A 20,077-nucleotide genomic window follows, 5' to 3' on the forward strand; every position below is an offset into this window, starting at 1 on the left:
GAGTACCCATGCTAAAAAAACTCAGACATCTTAAAACCCATCCAGGATTTATGAAGTATTTCAAAAATACCTCATGGTTGTTTGGAGAAAAAATCCTCCGTATGATCGTAGGATTATTTGTCGGAGTCTGGGTAGCGCGGTATTTAGGACCAGAACAATTTGGTCTTTTTAGTTATGCCCAAAGCTTTGTCGGATTATTTGTTGTTATAGCTACATTAGGGCTTGACAGTATCATTATACGAGAACTAGTGCATGATGAACGTCATAAAGATGCATTATTAGGAACTGCTTTTTGGCTAAAGTTAATCGGAGCTATTTTAGTTCTTATAACATTGGCTATTGCAGTGAACTTTACCTCAAATGACACCTATACTAATAGTCTTGTCTTTATCATCGCATCCGCCACAATTTTTCAATGTTTCAACGTCATTGATTTTTATTATCAAGCTAAAGTACTGGGCAAATATATTGTTTACTCTAATGTCATCAGCCTCTTGGTCTCTTCGATAGTCAAAATCGCTCTTATCCTCATTAAAGCACCGCTTATCGCCTTCGCTTGGGCAATTGCTTTTGATAGCATAGTTCTAGCGATGGGATATCTTTTCTTTTATCTCAAGAATCATTCGTTATTCACCATTCAGCACTTAACTTTTAATAAAAACATAGCTTTTAGCCTATTAAAAGATAGCTGGCCTCTGATTCTTAGCGGGATGGTTATCGCTGTCTATATGAGAATAGATCAAGTCATGATCAAAGAAATGTTGGGAAATGAAGCTGTCGGACAATATGCTGCGGCAGTGCGAATCAGTGAAGCATGGTATTTTGTCCCTATGGTAATTGCATCTTCAGTTTTTCCTGCAATTATAAATGCAAAAAAAATCAGTGAAGAGCTTTACTACGCGCGACTGCAACAGCTCTATAATTTTATGGTATGGTTATCCATTGCTATTGCCTTTCCTTTGACATTTTTATCTGATTGGATAATAAACCTTTTATATGGAGAACAATATAATCAAGCAGGAAGCGTGCTAATGATCCATATTTGGACTGGAGTATTTGTATTCTTAGGAGTTGCGAGTGGAAAGTGGTATGTTTCAGAAAATTTGCAAAAGTTAGCTTTCTCTCGCACTTTTTACGGTGTCATTGTTAATATACTTTTAAATATACTGATGATACCAAAGTTTGGTATCTATGGTGCTGCTATAGCAACATTAATATCGCAGGCAGTAGCTTCTTATATTGCAGATTTGTTTTCGAAAAAAACAAGAAATAACTTTATTATGAAAACGAAATCATTGCTACTTGTAACTTAGGAAAAAGATGCTAAATATATCCAAAAACATGATGCAACTTATATGTCATCCAAAGCTCTTAAAAACACTTTTATCCATGAATTCAAATGGATATTTGAAAAACATAGGTTGGATTAATTCGTATAATGAAATGATGCCTTTAGATAATGAAGGCAACCCTTTACCTTGGGTAACATATCCTTTCATCGATTTTATAGAACCAAGACTAAATAATTCCATGAACATCTTTGAGTATGGCTCTGGGAATTCCACCCTTTGGTATTCCAAAAGAGTAAAGTCAGTAACTTCTGTTGAACATGAGCTAAACTGGTATGATAAAATTAAAAATAATTTACCCGCAAACGTATCTATTCACTACAGCAATTTAGTTTATGGAAAAGAATATTGCCAATACGCAAAATATTTAAATAGAAAATTTGATCTTATTATTGTTGATGGCAGAGACAGGGTTAACTGTATTAAAAACTCCATAGAATGTTTAACTCTAAACGGAGCAATTATTTTAGATGATTCTGAACGCTTAAATTATCAAGAAGGTATACAATATCTTCAAAATAATGGATTTAAAAAAATTGATTTTTGGGGTATATCACCCGGTCTCTTTTATAAAAAGAACACCACAGTTTTTTACAGAAATAATAACTGTCTAGGTATATAACTGATGTATTTGGCTCCTATTGTTCTTTTTGTCTATAACCGCCCCTGGCACACACAGCAAACGATCGAAGCATTACAAAAAAATGACTTTGCATCCGAAAGCGAACTTTTTATTTTTTCAGACGCAGCAAAAGATGAACGATCATTTAAAAAAGTAAAAGAAGTACGAAATTACATTAAAAGAATCGATGGTTTTAAAAAAATCACTATCATAGAACGTGAAACGAACTGGGGGTTGGCTAATTCAATCATCGATGGTGTTACTAAAATTGTTAACGAATACGGAAAAATTATTGTCCTGGAAGATGATTTAGTGACAGGCCCCTATTTTTTAAAGTTTATGAATGAAGCACTATGCTTTTATCAAAATGAAGAAAAAGTTATGCACATTACAGGATATAGCTATCCAGTCAACACCGAAGAATTAGATGATACTTTTTTTATAAAACCTGCAAGCTGTTGGTCTTGGGCAACTTGGGATAGAGCTTGGAAGTACTATAAGAAAGATACTAATTTTTGCATTGAAAAGTTCACTAAAAAGATGATTTATGATTTTAATCTCAATGATGCATATAAATACTTTGATCAAATTGTCAAGAACAAACAAGGCAAAATAAATACTTGGGCTATATTCTGGTATGCCAGTATATATCTAAGAAATGGTTTGTCACTACATCCCAAAAAGTCTTATGTGCAAAATATTGGACACGATGGAGAAGGAATCCATTGTGGAAAATCAAGCGTATTTAATGTTGAATTAATACAAGAACCAAAACTAAATTTTACAACCGTAATTACTGAAGATATCAACGCTAGAAAAGCACATGAAAAATATTTTAACTCTATAAAAATTTCATTTTACAAACAAATAATGAACAAATTAAAAAGGATTTTAAATTTATCATGAAAAAATTCTTCGAACGATTTATTAAACAGCCAAAGTGGCACAATCTTCGTTCCACCACACCCATATCAGAGGTATTTGCTTTAGACAGAGGTACGCCTATAGACAGGATCTATATTGAACATTTTTTAGAATCGAATAAAGACTGTATTAAAGGTACTTTATGTGAAATAGGAGAAAATAGCTATAGTAAAAAATACGCAATCGGTACTGCATCCTTTGAAATCCTTCATTTTACAAATGACAACAAAAATGCAACTATTATAGGGGATTTAACCGACTTATTAACGTTGCCAGAGAATAAAATTGACTGTTTTATTCTGACACAAACATTGAATTTTATTTATGATTTCAAATCTGCAATCCATGGACTCCATTATATGCTATCTTCAGGGGGCACAGCCTTGGTAACTGTTTCGGGGATTTCTCAAATTAGCCGATATGATATGGATAGATGGGGTGACTACTGGCGTTTTACTGATTTATCTATCAAAAAAGCATTTATAGAAGTATTTGGAGAGAACAATGTGGAAGTTGAAACATATGGAAATGTGCTATCGAGCATAGCCTTTTTAGAGGGAATCAGTGCAGAAGAATTGACGACTGAAGAACTTTTTTATAAAGATCAAAATTACCAAATAATCATTACACTTAGAGCTAAAAAACAATGAAATCACTCCTAAAAAATATACTCAGACCACTGTACTATTATGTTAAAAGTAAACAGCAAAGAGAGTTTTACCGCTTGTTAGATACTTTTGGATATTCCCAACGATTCATCATGACTAAAAATGTCCACTTTTTGAACTATACTTTTAACATACCTGATGGGGCAAGCTTTATAGGGCAATTTAAAGAGATATTTGTGGATGAGATTTATAAATTTGAAACTAAAAACACAATCCCTGTGATCTTTGATTGCGGCTCCAATATTGGAACAAGTTTACTGTATTTTAGAGAAAATCATCCAAATGCGAAGATCATTGGTTTTGAAGCAGATGATACGATTGCAACACTAAGTATTGAAAATTTGAAAAAAAACAACATAACAGATATTACTGTTATTAGCAGCGCCGTTTGGATCGACAACAAAGGAATAGAATTTTCAACAGAAGGTGCCGATGGCGGTTCTATCAAGGGCGAACACAATTTAAAAAAAGTCCCATCCATACGCCTTAAAGATTTCCTTCTTATGGAAACATCTATCGATTTTCTGAAGATGGATATCGAAGGTGCTGAATATGAAGTGATACAAGATTGTGCCGATGCACTCTCTCATGTTGAAAACATTTTTATTGAATACCACTCATGGAACCATTCTATACAAACACTTGGTGATATCCTACATATACTTGAAAAAAATGGGTTTAGATATTACATAGAAGATATCAGCAAACGCAAACACCCCTTGATAAATAAAAACATTTCGAGTCCAATGGATTTACAACTCAATATTTTCGGATACAAAACTAGATGACATCTTATCTGATAGATCGATTATCAAAGCTACAATATGTCAATAACTACTTTTCTGGGATTGCAACCATCTTTATGCTTCATAGAGTTTCTGCTTTCGAAAAAAATAAACTTCCCCCTAATGAAAACATGAAAGTATCCTCTGAATTTTTAGAAAAATTCATCACCGATCTAAAATCACAAGGATATGAGTTTATTTCGCTTGATATTTTGCATGAAATATTACAAAAAGGTAAAGATGTCGAAAAGCAAATCGTTTTTACTCTTGATGATGGATATCTTGATAATTACACACATGCTTATCCAATTTTTAAAAAACACAATGTCCCATTTACAATATATATAACTACTTCATTTCCCGAAAAATCTGCCATTCTTTGGTGGTATATATTGGAAGATTTGATAGTGGAAAACAAAGAAATACTATTATCAAATGGTGAAAAATACAGTTGCAAAACCTATGAAGATAAAATAAAAACATTTATGGCAATCAGAGAAAAAATTATCACTTTTAGCCAAACCCATTTTTTGGCTCAACTGAATGAACTCTTTTTAGATTATAAAATTGATTGGTTTTCTAAAAATAAGGAACTTTGTTTAAATTGGGAACACATAATCGAACTTTCAAAAGATGAGCTTTGTACAATAGCTGGGCATACTAAAAATCATTACAGTTTAAATCAACTCTCCATAGATGAAATAAAATTTGAAATCATTGGAGCCAATCGAATGATAGAAGAAAAAATTGGCACAAAAATAGAACATTTTGCATATCCCTTTGGAAGCAAAAGGGAGATAAACCGAAGAGAATTCAACTTAGTTAAAAGCTTAGGGTTTAAAACTACAACTACAACAAGAACAGGTAACATTTATTTTGAGCATAAAAACCATCTTGAATGTCTGCCAAGAATTATGCTAACTGAAAATTTTGATATTAGAAATATTGGACGAATAAGAAAAACAAGAGTCGTGACAATATGAAAATAGCTATTGTTAATACTTATGACCAACAAGGCGGAGCAGCAATAGCATCTTATAGACTTCATCGTGCCTTATTAAATGAAGCTATTGATAGTCAAATGCTTGTTAAATATAAAAGCAGTGATGATCACACTGTAATCGAATTAACAACTAAACTACAGAAAGCTTTTCAAAGCATATTTTCTCATCTTGATTTTCTTCCCGTGAGGTTCTATAATAATAGGAATTCAACACCATTTAGTCCTGGATGGATAGGCTTTAATCTGGTTGAAAAAATAAATGCTATGCAACCTGATATTGTACATCTGCATTGGGTGCATGGGATGCTTAGTATTGAAGACATTATTAAAATACAAGCACCAATTATTTGGAGTATGCATGACAATTGGTTATTTACAGGAGGCTGTCACATCAAGTGGGAGTGTGAGCTTTACAAAAATCAGTGTGGAACCTGCCCAAGACTCGCCAGTACAAAAAGCACTGATTTAAGTCGGTGGATATGGCTAAGAAAAGAGAAAGCCTTTACGAGTGTACGCAATATGACAGTTATTGGCCTCAGTCGGTGGATAACTAACAGCGCCAAAGAAAGTAATCTACTTAAGAGACAGGCTATTGTCAACATTCCCAATCCAATCAACACCCATATTTTCAAACCTTTCGATCAAAATCAATCCAGAAAATATTGGAACTTGCCCTTGAATACAAAACTCGTTCTTTTTGGGGCAATGAACGCAACTAGTGACATCAATAAAGGTTTTAAAGAATTAAGAGAAGCGCTATACAAACTAACCGACAAAAATATTGAATTTGTAGTATTTGGAAACAGCGAATCCAAAGGGTCCCAAGATTTTGGATTTAAAACACATTATCTAGGAAAACTAAAAGATGATGTCGATTTGGTCACCTTATATAGTGCCGTAGATATAATGATAGTACCAAGCCTTCAAGAAAATCTATCAAACACGATTCTAGAAAGTTTAGCATGTGGAACACCCGTTGCTGCTTTTGATGTTGGTGGAAATAGTGATATTATTGAACATCAAATAAATGGCTATTTGGCTAAGCCTTTTGATACAACTGATTTAGCCAATGGTATCGAATGGGTTTTAAATAATCAAAATTATGCTGACTTATGTAGAAACGGGCGAGAAAAAGTATTAAAAGAATTTGACAGTACAATCGTTGCACAAAAATATATTAATCTATATAAAGAAATTTTAAATGGATAAAATCATAAATACAACAGATAGACCACTTGTCTCAATCATCACCGTTTCCTATAATGCAGCAGCAACAATCGAAGAAACCATTTTAAGTGTTATCAATCAAGACTATAAGAATATCGAGTATATTATTATTGACGGCTGTAGCACTGATGGAACACTGGATATAATCCGAAAATATGAAGACAAAATCGCCTACTGGGTCAGTGAAAAAGATTATGGTCTCTATCATGCAATGAACAAAGGTATTGAATATGCTAACGGTGAAATAATTGGGATAATAAACGCCGATGATTACTATTATGCCGGAGCTATCAGCAATGTAATAAAAACCTTTAAAGATAAAAAACTCAATCAACATATTTTTTTCGGGGATATGCAGTACGGCGATATTTTAGTTCCGGGGTGGAGGCCAAAAGCAATCAAACGGAGTGCCTTTGGCACTCATCCCTCGATGTTTGTTCCGAGAGAAGTTTATGCTGCTATCGGTATATATAAACTGCAATACAAAATTCTTAGCGACTACGATTTTATGTATCGGGCTTTCAATATTCATAAAATTCTGCCTCTTTATTTAAATGAAAGAATCGCCTTTTTCAGACCGGGTGGATTATCTTCAAATAATATTTTCAGAGCATACACCGAAGAAATGCTCATCAAACTAGAAAATGGAGAAAAGTTCTATAAATCATTTGGCTTGTATCTACTCAAACTACTCAAGTTCGCAGGGACACAAATCATAAAAAGGCAGCAAAAGTGACAAAAAAAGTTGTCGAATTAGGTTGTGGCGGATCCCGAAAATTTAACGGTTCTATCACCGTGGATGCTGTTAAACTACCGGGCGTCGATATCATACATGATTTAAACGAAGGGCTTCCGTTTGCAGATGATAGTATTGATGAAATCCATTCCTACCATTTTTTGGAACATGTTAATGATTTGCAATTTGTATTGACCGAAATACATCGCGTCTTAAAAAAGGGAGGAAAAAACATCGGAACAGTTCCCCACTTTTCTAACCCACATTTTTATTCCGATTTCACCCATAAAAACTTTTTCGGACTCTATACTTTCGCCTATTTTGAAAATGCGCAAACAACCTTTCGACGTAAAGTACCTACGTTTTACTCAGGTAATCTCTCGTTCCAAACTAAAAAAATCGACTTAGTCTTTAAATCTTCTTTTATAGAACGTTATCCCATTAAAAAAGCGATTGGTGCCATTTTTAATTCCTGCCGATATATGCAGGAACTTTACGAAGAAAACTTTTGTTTCCTCTTCCCGGCATATGAAATTTACTTTGAAATTGAAAAAATATGATGCACTTATCTTTCTTCACTAAATATCCGACACAAGGTGCAACCAGCCGCTATCGAAGCTTTGTATACATATCTCGATTAACAGAGCTGAATTACAACATCGAAGTTCAATCTTTTATGCCTATCAGCTATTTAGCCCGTTTGTTCACAAACCGACCAAAACCGAAATATCACATCATCCTTTCCTATCTGGAACGGTGCATTGCCGCTTTACGCTCATCCGATCATTTGATTATCGAACGTGAACTTTTACCTTATATTCCATATGCAATAGAAAAATGGTTTCTAAAAGGGAAATCCTATATTCTCGATTTTGATGACAATGTTTGGGAAGACTACCGAGGCAAAAAACTGCTTGAGGGTAAATACGATCGTTTAGTTCAAAATGCGGCCGGTGTTATCGTAGGAAATGATTATTTGGAACACAACATCAAAGTGCTTAATCCCAATATTATTAAAATTCCTACCGTCATTAATCTTGATGTATATTCGCCGGATAAAATAACGCAAAAATTTGGCCGTTTTTCACTGGTGTGGATTGGTAGTTCTATAACCTACCGCTACATCGAGTCATTTCGATCAATGTTTCAAGCCCTTGCAAAGAGTCTTGATTATGACCTTATCATCATTGCGTCAAAAACATTAGAAAACCGGGCAATATCAGGTGTTTCGATGAAATTCTATGATTGGTCGAGTGAGACCGAAGTCGCTTTATTACAACAATCTCACATAGGGATAATGCCCTTATCCGATGATCCGTTTAGTCAAGGTAAATCAGGCTTTAAGCTGATTCAATATCAAGCGGCGGGATTACCGGCAATCGCCAGTCCGATCGGAGAAAATTGTACCATCATTCAAGAAGGGGTAAATGGATTTCTACCTAAAACGGATAAAGAATGGATAGATGCCATCACTCATCTGTATAATCATTCAGACCTTTGCACAGAATTTTCACAATATGCGCTTCAAAACGCTTACAATTTTTCAATTCAAAAATATCTTCCCGTCTATATCCGCTTTATTAATAAAATTTTTGATAAAACTCCTCGGAAAAGAGGTACATAATATATGAAAACTTCTGTAGTAATACCGGCTTATAAAGTCAAAAAACATCTTAAAGAAGTTATTACTACCATACCTGACTTCGTAACTCATATCATTGTGGTGGATGATAAATGTCCTCAACACAGTGGAGAATATGCGTTGTCTCTAAATATAGAAAGAGTAACGGTCATATTTCATGAAGTAAATCAAGGAGTAGGTGGTAGCGTCTTTTCCGGATACCAAAAAGCTTTAGAATTAGCTTCTGACGTCGTCGTAAAAGTAGATGGTGATGGTCAAATGGATCCAAACTTCATGAAATCCCTCATCCAACCGATTATTGACGGACATGCAGACTATACCAAAGGGAATCGTTTTAAAGACTTTAAAGCATTAAAGTCCATGCCAAAGATTAGATTATTTGGGAACAGTGTCTTAAGCTTTTTAGTAAAAATGGCTAGTGGATACTGGAACGTCATGGATCCTACTAACGGTTATACTGCAATACACAAACGGGCTTTAGAAGGGCTAAACTTTGATCATATATCAAAACGTTACTTTTTTGAATCCGACATGTTAATCCATCTAAATATAGAAAATATGGTTGTTCAAGATATCTCCATACCAACCAGATATGGGGACGAAGAAAGCTCTCTCAATATAAAAAAAGTTTTATATCAGTTTCCGGTAAAAATATTACAAGGACTATTAAAAAGAATATTTTACAAATATTATATATATGACTTTAATATGGCCTCAATCTATTTGTTTTTAGGAATTCCAATGGTTTTATTTGGCGGCTCATTCGGGATTATAAAATGGGTGCAAGCTATAGACAAGGGTATAGAAACAAGTACGGGAACGGTCATGTTATCGGTATTGCCAATTATATTAGGTGTACAGTTTTTACTTCAAGCCATCAGTATAGATATCGATAATATTCCTAAAAAATGATGTTGAATTACAGCTTTTTTAGATATGGAATCGTCGGAATATTATCTGTACTGATTGATTTTTTGCTGTTATTTTTTTGTTTTAATATCATGGGTATTACACAAAACATTTCGATCAGTATTGCCTTCATAATCAGCACCATTTTTAATTTCACTATGCATAGGAATTTCACCTTTAAGAAAAAAAACAATTTTAAAACCCAGCTGGTCAAATACGTATCATTAATTTCACTCTCATACATGATTACCATACTATCGATACACTATCTGGTGGTGATAGGGTTTAATTTGTATTTTTCTAAACTATTATCCGTATGCTTTGTTTACCTATACGGTTATGTTTTTAACAAACTTTTCGTCTTTAGAGGGGTAAAATGATCGCCTTACATAAAATCAATGTCTTCTACGTTGTTGTTTTAGCGTTTTTGATACGAGTCTTAGCTTATTATATTTTACCTGGATTGGATTTTCCCGATACAAGCACTTATATAAAAGCAGGTGATGAGTTATTCACAAACGGTAGAATAGGGGTAGATAATGTGATGCCTATTCATCCTATATTCGTTCATATCCTCCATAATATTATCTTCATAAAGCTGGCCAATATCCTTTTTTCTACATTGAGCGTGTATTTAGTATACGAATTAAGCTGCATGATTTTTAATAACAAAGCGTACGCCACCTTTGCCGCTCTTATCACTTGTTTTTATCCATACTTTATCTTTTATTCCATTACGGGTCTGACAGAGTCTTTATATATTTTTTTATTATTGGGTGCATTCGTATTGCTCTACAAGAAACGATTCACTTTTGCTTCGATCCTTATCGTAATATCTATACTCCATAGACCCACTTTAGATTTATTAGCACCTATTCTCATATTTGTTTTTTCGTATTATGTGCATAAACTACATATCAATGCTTCTATTGCTAATGTACTTAAATATTTTGTTGTTTATATTCTTTTCATGACACCATGGTGGTTTCATCAGTTTAATAAATATAACCAATTTGTACGACTCAATTTGGGTGACGGTATAGTGTGGTTCTCAGGTAATAATCCTGACAATCATAGTGGTGGTGGTGTCATAGGCAGCATCAAAGGTGATGATATGAATCTAACCTTGTTCTCATCAATTGCAAACCCTATAGAAAAAAATGACGCCATGAAACAGGCAGCGTTTACATTCATACAAAAGAATCCAAAAAGATTTCTAGAGTTGACAACAATTAAATTTATCAGATTTTGGAGACTTTGGCCTTATGCACCGGAATATGAGAGTCCTCTCTATATCATAATGTCACTGGCCAGCTATGGCGTAATATTGCTTTTGAGTATTATCTTTTTAATTCAATATGGAAGAAGTTATTTTAGAATTATCTCTCCGATTCTCCTTTTAATTTTTTATTTTACGGTGGTGCACATGATCTTAATTGCTTCGATTCGATATCGCCTACCACTGGAACCATTTTTAATTATTTTTGCAAGTGCAGTTGCAATTCATGGATTGCAGAAAATACATGGAAGACAAGAATCCAAATGAATAATAACTACACAAACAATAGTAAAGTACCTTATACCGCAAAGACCTTCGGTTTCCTTTCCCATCTTGATCTTAATTTGTGGCTTTTTCGTTTGCCGATTATGCAAGAGCTGGTACGTCAGGGGCACACCGTTTATGCCATTTGTCCATCGGGAGAGATAAGCAGCTCCTTTTGCGAACACGGAATCACCCATATCCCCTATGAAATAGAGCGTTCAAGTCTAAACCTGTTTAAAGAGCTCCATGCGATAAAACATATCTATACGGCCATCAAACCACTCAATCTTGATATTCTTCATACGTTTACCGCCAAGCCCAATATCTACGGCACTATTGCGGGACGATTCGCCCGTGTGCCCCGTATTATTAACCTCGTCGAGGGGCTGGGAAGTTTTTATCTCGAAAACGATATAAAAAGCCGTATTGTCCGTAATCTGATCGAGATGCTCTATCGTCAAACCTTCAAGCTCGCCGATACTGTCATGTTTGTCAATCAAGATGACCCTGCCTACCTCATCGAAAAAAAAGTGATCAATATCTCTAAAGTTTTCACCATCAAAGGGGTTGGAATTGACACCGCTTTTTGGAGCCCGTTGCCGAAAACAGATTCTTGGATTCGGGTCACCATGGTTGCGCGTGCACTCAAACATAAAGGGGTCCAAGAGTTCATCGATGCCGCAGCGATACTGACTCAGCACTATCCCGAAGTATCATTTCAATTTGTCGGTTCACCCGATGAAGGGAACCGTTCAAGCTTCACTGAAGCATTTATGAAAGAACAGACCTCCATACACTACCTCGGTCACCAAAACAACATTCGACACATACTTTCCCAAAGCGATATTTTTGTTCTGCCGAGCTATCGGGAAGGGTTGCCGCGCACCTCTATGGAAGCAATGAGCATGGGGCTTCCCATCGTTACAACCGATGTCGTAGGATGCCGGGAAACGGTAGATGAGGGGATCAACGGATTCTTAGTGCCGCCGTATAACGCTTTAGCGCTCTCAGAAGCGATCGAGAAATTGATTGAGGACTCTGATTTACGTTCTAAAATGGGACGAGCAGGAAGAGAAAAAGCCTTAAAAGAGTTCGATATCGCTACAATTGTCGACAAACATCTCGAAGTGTACGGACTGCAGCGTGTACGTTAATCTGCTTAAACCCTTAATGGATCGTTTCGGAGCACTGATTTTATTGATCCTTTTTTCGCCGCTCATCCTGCTCATCACACTTATGATTGCCCTTAGCATGGGTCGCCCCGTTTATTTTGCTCAACGCCGTCCAGGATTGCACGGCAAGATTTTTACGATCTATAAATTTCGTACCATGACAGATGAAAAAGATTCCCTAGGGAACCTTTTGCCGGATTCAGAACGGTTAAAAGGGATAGGTCAAGTCATCCGAAGTCTCAGTTTGGATGAACTTCCCCAGCTGCTAAATGTTCTCAAGGGTGAAATGAGTTTTATCGGACCGCGCCCTCTCTTGCCAGAATATTTGCCGCTTTATACTTCACAGCAGGCACGGAGGCATGATGTCAAACCCGGCATTACCGGTTGGGCTCAGATCAACGGGCGCAATGCGATTAGCTGGGAAGAAAAATTTCGATATGATGTTGAATACGTTGACAATATATCGTTCACTTTCGATCTTAAAATCTTTTTTCGAACCCTTATAAAGGTTTTTATAAGAGAAGGGATATCCCAGAACGGAGAAGCAACGATGGAAAAATTCAAAGGCACCCATTCATGAATCTTCTTATAACCTCAGCAGGCAGACGAGTAAGTCTTGTCCGATTCGCTCAAAAAACTCTAAAACATTTTGACTCTGCTTCCCGCGTTCACGCCATTGATATGGTACCCGAACTCAGTGCAGCGTGTCACATTGCCGATTATTCCGCTAAAGCACCACGGGTAACTACAGATAATTACGGACAATTTTTACTCGAATATTGCCAAAGCCACAACATTACTATTATTCTTCCGACTATCGACACGGAACTTTCTATACTTGCTGGGTTAAAAGAATTGTTTGCCAAAAAAGGAATTACAATCATTGTCTCTGACCAATCCCTCTGTGAAACGTTTTATCTTAAAAGTTCAACATTTGATTTTTTTCAGACCAATGGATTTAAAACTCCTTGGATTATGACAGATTTGTTAACGTGTCAGTATCCCCTCTTTGCTAAACTTGATAATTCAAGCTGTTCCATAGGCGCTACCAAAGTCGAATCTATTTCAGCAGCACAATCACTTCAAACAAGTAATGAACGCTATGTTTTTCAAGAACTGATTATCGGAGAAGAATATACTGTCGATTTTTATCTTTCTCGTGAGCACGTTCCTATCATGATTATTCCGAGAAAACGGCTTGAGGTACGTGCAGGTGAAGTAAGTAAATCCGTTACATGCAAAGACGACACCATTATCGATACGGTCAAACAGCTTTCAAAAAGTTTACAGGGCGGATGGGGACCAATGACACTCCAACTCTTCAAAACACAGAGTAATCAGCTATTTTTAATTGAAATAAATCCCCGCGTCGGAGGAGGCTATCCGCTTAGTTTTCATGCGGGTATGGATATTTTTCAGTTAATCCTTTTAGAGGCATTAGGAGAAAAGCTGGAATATAACGACACATGGGAAAATAATCTTATGATGCTGCGCTACGATGACGAGGTTTTGGTTCATGGTCATCGTATTTGATCTCGATGATACACTTTATGATGAAATTGACTTTGTGAAAAGCGGATTTTGGGCTATTGCCTCAACATTTTCCAATACACCGCAAAAGCTTTTTGACTTTATGTGGAATCTCTTTTTACAAGAAGGAAGCGGTTCTATTTTTAATCAACTGATAGAATATTTTCACCTCGATGCAACACTCGAAACCCTAATTACCCTCTATCAGACACACACGCCAAACATCACTTTGCCCGAAGAGACTATCACGCTCTTGAAAGCAATAAAAGGTTTCGGTTCTACCGCTCTTATTACAGATGGCTTGGCACAAATGCAAATACAAAAATTTAATTCTCTTGGACTTTCAGCATGGATTGATTACCCTGTCTTTACCGATCTGTACAATACTTGTAAACCTAATCCTCTTGCTTATAAAATGGTAATGGAGCATTTCAAAGATGAAATTAAATTCGTCTATTTTTCCGACAATCCCAAAAAAGATTTTTTTGCTCCGAATGACCTGAATTGGCTTACAGTACGGTATAAAAATCCATACGGAATTTATCGTGAAATACCTTCAAATGCATCCTATGAGATTACATCGCGTTTAACTCTAATTCCAATTATTCAACAATACCTCTCAGAAAAATAAATCCAGTTTTATGAGGCATTTGGATACACTATCAATTACTTTATATATACACGAAAAGGGTAAAAATGCGCTTGTTAAAGTTGCCTGAAGAAAATATCGGTATTAAATTCTCCCTCTTCTTTATTATCATCGCATATATTTTTTCCCTCTCTATGCGCTATATTTGGGTGGCTGATTTTCAGTCTGTTCCCCAATTTCATTGGCATAATGAATTGATGCTAAATACAAATGACGGGTATTGGTATGCAGAAGGAGCACGCGATATCTTGCAAGGCCATCATGAGCCAAACGATCTTTCCCCGATCAACGAACCTCTCTCACTTCTGACCGCTTGGCTTTCCAAGATAGTTCCAGTAAGCTTTGAGACATTGATTCTCTATATGCCTTCATTTCTCGGTTCCTTAATTGTCATCCCGATTATTTTGATCGGACGGTCATTAGGACAAACATCAATAGGCTTTATTGCAGCTCTAATCGCAAGCATAACCAACAGCTATTATAACCGAACGATGACAGGCTATTACGATACCGATATGCTCACTATCGTATTGCCGTTGTTTGCCGTTTACTTTATCATTTTTGCCATTATCCATCAACGCAATCGTTTTTTAATCCCTATCACATTAGCCTTTGCATTAAATCAATGGTGGTATCCGCAGAGTTATTCTCTTAACAGTGCAATATTGGTCATGACGTTTATCTATGCCGTTATCTTTGAACGAAAAAACCATTATCTCTATAAGATCGCGCTCTTTATCATCATCGGGGTTTTATCCCTTCCGATATGGGTCAAACTTGCAATCGCAATAGGAGTTTTTTCATTTTTTCATTTTCGCCCGGCACTCGATCAAAAATGGTTTTGGGCATTATTCGGGGCAATTATTCTCATCTATTTTGCAACAGGGGGGATTGACCCTATCTGGGCACAGCTAAAAGGGTATCTGTTCCGTGAAAGCGTCTCAAGTGAAGCTGGTGGGCTTCATTTCTACAACGTAGCCCAAACCGTCCGTGAAGCAGGACATATCCCTTTTAATGTTTTTGCGGAACGAATCAGCGGACATACGATTACTTTTATCATTGCATGTGTCGGCTATGCACTTGCTGTAATTGCCTATCGTCCACTCCTTATAACTCTACCGCTTGTAGGACTGGGATTTATCGCTATGTCGGCTGGTTTACGTTTTACGATTTATGCCGTTGCACCGATGGCAATCGGATTTGCCTATTTTATTGTTCTCATAAGCCGACCGATAGAAAAGGGATGGCTGAAATATATTGTTTTAACCGTTTTCACTGGTGTTGCTCTCTACCCTAATTATCTCCATATTCAAGAGTATAAGACGCCGACCGTATTCACTGCCGATGAGGTCTCTACTCTTGAACGACTCGGAAAAATTGCAGGGCATGAAGACTATGTTATTTCTTGGTGGGATTACGGCTATCCGATTCGCTATTATAGTGATGTAAAAACTCTTGTGGACGGAGCGAAACACAGTGGGGACGTCAACTATCCTGTTAGTTACATTTTGACGCAATCTCAGCAAAATACAGCCGACATGGCACGACTCAGTGTTGAGTATACCGAACGTGGATTCGAGACCAACAACTCGAATGAAATTGTTGCGACCATGCTTAGAGAGTATAAAATCGATTCAGTTGATGATCTCATAGACAGTATACAGCTTAATCCGACGATTCTGCCAAAAGCAACACGTGACATTTATCTCTATTTACCGTTAAGAATGATGGATATTTTACCCACAGTAACGCTTTTTAGTTATTTAGATCTTAAAAGTGCGAATAATCCTTCTCAACAGCCTTTTTTTTATATGTCACAGCAAGCACAAGATACCGGTAAAACTATAAATCTTGAAAGTGGCGTTTCTCTCATAAAAGATACTAATAGCATTAAGATTGGTAATCAAGAAGTACCGATCAAAAGTTTTTTTCAAGTCGGCTACGATGCAAATAAAAAGTTGGTTACTAATCAACAACAATTTGCTTCTAATGGGCTAAATGTTATTTATATGGCAAGTTACGGTCGTTTTTTAATTGTCGATGATTTTTATCTAAACTCAACTTACATTCAACTGTTTGTATTTGATCGATATGATAAGAGTCTTTTTGAACCGGTCATTTTAGACCCTATGAGTAAAATTTATAAACTAAAGCTATGATACAGAACCATCGCCTCTTCCTATCGCCTCCCCATATGAGCGGCCGTGAACAAGAGTATATCGCCCAAGTATTCGAGAGCAACTATATTGCACCGCTGGGACCGATGGTAGATCGTTTCGAGCAAAATATCCGCGACTACACCCACACATCTAACGCCCTCGCCCTGAGCAGCGCTACCGCTGCGATACATTTAGCATTGCGTGTTTTGGGTGTCGGCACCGGTGATCTGGTTCTGGCTTCCTCCTTTACCTTTATCGGCTCCATCGCCCCCATACTCTACCAAAATGCCACGCCTGTATTTATCGACAGCGATGCGAAGAGTTGGAATCTCGATCCCGCATTGCTTGAAAAAGCAATTGCACAAGCCCCTAAAAAGCCTAAAGCACTTATCTTAACCCATCTCTACGGCCAATGTGCCGATCTAAAAACCATTGCACAAATCTGCACTCATCACGATATCGCGCTCATCGAAGATGCAGCCGAAAGCTTGGGTGCGACATATAACACTCAGCAAACAGGAACATTCGGCACTTTCGGTGTTTACAGTTTCAATGGCAATAAGATACTGACGACTTCGGGAGGAGGAATGCTTGTCTCATCGAACAAAGAGTTGATCGACAAAGCTCGGTTTTATTCCACTCAAGCGCGGGATCATGCGCCATATTACGAACATACCGACTTCGGCTACAATTACCGCCTAAGCAATGTGCTTGCAGCTATCGGCGTAGCCCAGATGGAAGTTTTGGAAGAACGTATCGCCATGCGCCGTCAAATTTTCCAATGGTATCGTGAAGCGTTACGCGATATCAGTGAAATTACCTTTATGCCGGAGCTTTCCGATACCAGAGGTAACCGCTGGCTTACTGCCATCACGTTTGAGCGCTCCGATCCGGAACGTATCCGCACACATCTTGAAACCGCAAATATCGAAAGCCGTCCTCTGTGGAAACCGATGCATCTGCAGCCTTTGTTTAAAAACGGTTCGGTATTCCAAAACGGTACTTCAGAGGGTCTGTTTACTAAAGGACTTTGTCTTCCAAGCGGAACACAAATGACATCTGACGATGTCGAATACGTTTGCGCAATTTTGAAAAAGGCCCTTCGATAATGCAATGGCTCCGTCCCAATAATGCAAAAAGGATCCTTTTTTTCCTTATAAGTGATACACTATTATCCCTATTTACCCTCTACAGCGCCTATCTACTACGGTTCAATTTTGAGATTCCGAACGAATTCCTAACCCCTTTTTCCCTAATAGCGGCAACGTTTATCATTCTAAAGCTCATCTTTATCTACGGATTTAAAAACTATTCGATTATCTGGCGTTTTTACGGTCTCGAAGAGGCAAAAAATCTCTTTTTTGCCCACATTTTTGCGTATGGGGTCATTGCTCTCATCCATACCGCTCTTCCCTCGCTGTTTTCACCGTTTCCGCGCAGCGTCATCATCATCGATCTCGTACTTTCCTTGATTTTTCTCGGCTCTCTTCGCCTCTCAAAACGGATCATTCTGGGTATCGGCACGCCTCGCGAGAGTCTTCAACCGACATTACTGATCGGTATCTCTTCAAACACGGCCAATCTGATCAAAAGTACCCTCAATGGCGAAAGCGGTTATTATCCTCTCGGTATTATCGCCGTACAGGAAAAAAATCGAAATATGATCGGTTCGACAATCCAAAATATCACCGTATCGGGCTTGGATCAAATCTCTGCTCTTGTTGCATCGAAAAAAATTACCGCTGCGATTATTGACGGTACATTGCCGAATGAATACCTCCGAGAAACATATCAGCTACTCAGTGATGCCGGAGTCAATGAGATCAAACGCTCCCGTTTGCTGGACAATACCGCCAATCGCATCGAAGAACTCTCCGTCGAAGATCTCCTCGCGCGCCATCCCAAAGACCTCGATACTCCGATAATCGGCGCGTTTATCCATGGCAAGAAGGTTCTTATCACCGGTGCGGGAGGGAGTATCGGGAGTGAAATCGCTTTGCAATGCCACCGTTTCGGAGCCGCGCATTTGGTCTTGATCGATCACAGCGAATACAATTTATACCAAATCGGCGAACGGCTCCCCTCTGCCCAACTGCATTTGTGCAATATTATCGACCAGCCATTACTTGATGAGATCATGCACGACGCATCCCCCGAGATCGTTATCCATGCCGCGGCCTACAAACATGTTCCCTTGTGTGAAACCAACATCCATGCCGCAGTAATGAACAATGTCATCGGTAGTCGCAATTTAATCGACAGCGCAATTGCCAATAACGTTTCTAAAATCGTCATTATCTCTACCGATAAAGCGGTCCGACCGACCAATGTCATGGGGGCGACCAAACGGGTCGTCGAACTCTACGCCCAAAACGTCGATTCACGCAACAGCGAAATCGTCTCTGTCCGTTTTGGTAACGTTTTAGGTTCCAGCGGTAGCGTCATCCCCAAATTTAAAGCCCAAATCGAAGCGGGCGGCCCTATCACCATCACCCATCCCGAGGTTACCCGCTACTTTATGCTGATCAATGAAGCGTGCCAGCTCGTCTTACAAGCCGCCGCAATCGCAAAAGGGGGAGAGCTTTTTATCCTCGATATGGGCGAACCGGTTAAAATTATCGATCTTGCCCACACTATGATACGTTTGTATGCAACCGAACCGATTCAGATCGTCACAACAAAACTCCGCCCGGGAGAAAAACTCTATGAAGAGCTTCTTATCGATGAAAGCGAACAAAAAACGACCTACGAATCAATCATGATTGCCCGTCCAAGCCACTATGATATCCTATCACTGAACCGTGAAATCGATGCGCTTACGACCTCATCCGATCCTCGGACACTTTTACGACACATCGTCCCCGAATTTACCGATCCCTCTTGAGTCAAACAATATTTCCAAAAGCGTTATGATGCGATCTTTTTGACCGTTTGATACAATTTTTCGGGAGAAAAATTCTGGATAGGAATATCCGCTATCAGTGAGAGTTCATCGATAAAAGAGCGATATTCGCTTTTTCCGATCCGTTTCATCAGCCGATAAGCATACAAAAGATCATCCGCGTTACTTTTAGAACAGAACCATCGCTTTTTGTCGTGTATCCCCAATCGAAATACCTGTGAAAAAACTATCCCCATCCATGCGTACTTGCTCCCATT

General features: G+C 37.7%; 21 protein-coding genes. 20 read left to right on the top strand and 1 reads right to left on the bottom strand.

All coding sequences use genetic code 11. The features are described from left to right. Positions 1–8: 8 nt before the first annotated feature. From Q0389_RS01370 to Q0389_RS01460, 20 genes are all read left to right on the top strand, one after another. Positions 9–1,313, top strand: a complete 1,305-nt coding sequence (locus Q0389_RS01370; protein ID WP_298690865.1) for a flippase — start codon at positions 9–11, stop codon at positions 1,311–1,313. Positions 1,314–1,320: 7 nt separating this feature from the next. Beyond that, the gene (locus Q0389_RS01375) at positions 1,321–1,971 is read left to right on the top strand and encodes a hypothetical protein (RefSeq protein ID WP_298690866.1); all 651 of its coding nucleotides are present in this window, start codon (positions 1,321–1,323) and stop codon (positions 1,969–1,971) included. A gap of 9 nt (positions 1,972–1,980) precedes the next feature. Continuing rightward, positions 1,981–2,877: a glycosyltransferase gene (locus tag Q0389_RS01380; protein WP_298690868.1), complete on the top strand. Its 897-nt coding sequence runs from the start codon at positions 1,981–1,983 to the stop codon at positions 2,875–2,877. Further along, the gene (locus tag Q0389_RS01385) at positions 2,874–3,545 is read left to right on the top strand and encodes a hypothetical protein (RefSeq protein WP_298690870.1); all 672 of its coding nucleotides are present in this window, start codon (positions 2,874–2,876) and stop codon (positions 3,543–3,545) included. The genes Q0389_RS01380 and Q0389_RS01385 overlap by 4 nt, the downstream gene beginning before the upstream one ends. Before the next feature lie 110 nt (positions 3,546–3,655). Continuing rightward, positions 3,656–4,351 carry an FkbM family methyltransferase gene (locus Q0389_RS01390; RefSeq protein ID WP_298690872.1) on the top strand — a complete coding sequence of 232 codons (696 nt, stop codon included), beginning with the start codon at positions 3,656–3,658 and terminating at the stop codon, positions 4,349–4,351. Next, entirely contained in the window at positions 4,348–5,331 is a 984-nt protein-coding gene (locus Q0389_RS01395) for a polysaccharide deacetylase family protein (protein ID WP_298690874.1), read from the top strand. The genes Q0389_RS01390 and Q0389_RS01395 overlap by 4 nt, the downstream gene beginning before the upstream one ends. Further along, the gene (locus Q0389_RS01400; RefSeq protein WP_298690876.1) at positions 5,328–6,560 is read left to right on the top strand and encodes a glycosyltransferase family 4 protein; all 1,233 of its coding nucleotides are present in this window, start codon (positions 5,328–5,330) and stop codon (positions 6,558–6,560) included. The genes Q0389_RS01395 and Q0389_RS01400 overlap by 4 nt, the downstream gene beginning before the upstream one ends. Further along, positions 6,553–7,314, top strand: a complete 762-nt coding sequence (locus tag Q0389_RS01405) for a glycosyltransferase family 2 protein (protein WP_298690878.1) — start codon at positions 6,553–6,555, stop codon at positions 7,312–7,314. The genes Q0389_RS01400 and Q0389_RS01405 overlap by 8 nt, the downstream gene beginning before the upstream one ends. Then, the gene (locus Q0389_RS01410) at positions 7,311–7,874 is read left to right on the top strand and encodes a class I SAM-dependent methyltransferase (RefSeq protein WP_298690880.1); all 564 of its coding nucleotides are present in this window, start codon (positions 7,311–7,313) and stop codon (positions 7,872–7,874) included. The genes Q0389_RS01405 and Q0389_RS01410 overlap by 4 nt, the downstream gene beginning before the upstream one ends. Beyond that, complete coding sequence (locus Q0389_RS01415) at positions 7,871–8,938, top strand: glycosyltransferase (protein ID WP_298690882.1); 1,068 nt, start codon at positions 7,871–7,873, stop codon at positions 8,936–8,938. Before Q0389_RS01410 ends, Q0389_RS01415 begins: the two co-directional genes overlap by 4 nt. A 3-nt stretch (positions 8,939–8,941) precedes the next feature. After that, on the top strand, positions 8,942–9,868 hold the full coding sequence (locus tag Q0389_RS01420; protein WP_298690884.1) for a glycosyltransferase family 2 protein: 927 nt from the start codon (positions 8,942–8,944) through the stop codon (positions 9,866–9,868). Continuing rightward, positions 9,868–10,245 carry a GtrA family protein gene (locus Q0389_RS13530; protein ID WP_366141259.1) on the top strand — a complete coding sequence of 126 codons (378 nt, stop codon included), beginning with the start codon at positions 9,868–9,870 and terminating at the stop codon, positions 10,243–10,245. Before Q0389_RS01420 ends, Q0389_RS13530 begins: the two co-directional genes overlap by 1 nt. Beyond that, positions 10,242–11,411 carry a hypothetical protein gene (locus Q0389_RS01425; protein ID WP_298690886.1) on the top strand — a complete coding sequence of 390 codons (1,170 nt, stop codon included), beginning with the start codon at positions 10,242–10,244 and terminating at the stop codon, positions 11,409–11,411. The genes Q0389_RS13530 and Q0389_RS01425 overlap by 4 nt, the downstream gene beginning before the upstream one ends. Continuing rightward, positions 11,408–12,562: a glycosyltransferase family 4 protein gene (locus Q0389_RS01430; RefSeq protein ID WP_298690888.1), complete on the top strand. Its 1,155-nt coding sequence runs from the start codon at positions 11,408–11,410 to the stop codon at positions 12,560–12,562. Before Q0389_RS01425 ends, Q0389_RS01430 begins: the two co-directional genes overlap by 4 nt. 16 nt (positions 12,563–12,578) lie before the next feature. Next, positions 12,579–13,160, top strand: a complete 582-nt coding sequence (locus Q0389_RS01435) for a sugar transferase (RefSeq protein WP_298690906.1) — start codon at positions 12,579–12,581, stop codon at positions 13,158–13,160. Continuing rightward, a complete protein-coding gene (locus tag Q0389_RS01440; RefSeq protein ID WP_298690890.1) occupies positions 13,157–14,113 on the top strand; it encodes an ATP-grasp domain-containing protein in 957 nt (318 codons plus the stop codon). The genes Q0389_RS01435 and Q0389_RS01440 overlap by 4 nt, the downstream gene beginning before the upstream one ends. Beyond that, entirely contained in the window at positions 14,097–14,741 is a 645-nt protein-coding gene (locus tag Q0389_RS01445; protein ID WP_298690892.1) for an HAD family hydrolase, read from the top strand. Before Q0389_RS01440 ends, Q0389_RS01445 begins: the two co-directional genes overlap by 17 nt. 65 nt (positions 14,742–14,806) lie before the next feature. Then, the gene (locus tag Q0389_RS01450; protein ID WP_298690894.1) at positions 14,807–16,918 is read left to right on the top strand and encodes an STT3 domain-containing protein; all 2,112 of its coding nucleotides are present in this window, start codon (positions 14,807–14,809) and stop codon (positions 16,916–16,918) included. Continuing rightward, the gene (pglE, locus tag Q0389_RS01455) at positions 16,915–18,027 is read left to right on the top strand and encodes a UDP-N-acetylbacillosamine transaminase (protein WP_298690896.1); all 1,113 of its coding nucleotides are present in this window, start codon (positions 16,915–16,917) and stop codon (positions 18,025–18,027) included. Before Q0389_RS01450 ends, pglE begins: the two co-directional genes overlap by 4 nt. Next, on the top strand, positions 18,027–19,802 hold the full coding sequence (locus tag Q0389_RS01460; RefSeq protein WP_298690898.1) for a nucleoside-diphosphate sugar epimerase/dehydratase: 1,776 nt from the start codon (positions 18,027–18,029) through the stop codon (positions 19,800–19,802). Before pglE ends, Q0389_RS01460 begins: the two co-directional genes overlap by 1 nt. Before the next feature lie 23 nt (positions 19,803–19,825). Here the strand turns inward: Q0389_RS01460 and Q0389_RS01465 are convergent. Then, positions 19,826–20,077, bottom strand: a 252-nt coding sequence (locus Q0389_RS01465; RefSeq protein WP_298690900.1) for a hypothetical protein, incomplete at its 5' end; no start/stop codon positions are given.

Source organism: uncultured Sulfuricurvum sp. (assembly GCF_937936435.1).
Taxonomy (GTDB): domain Bacteria; phylum Campylobacterota; class Campylobacteria; order Campylobacterales; family Sulfurimonadaceae; genus Sulfuricurvum.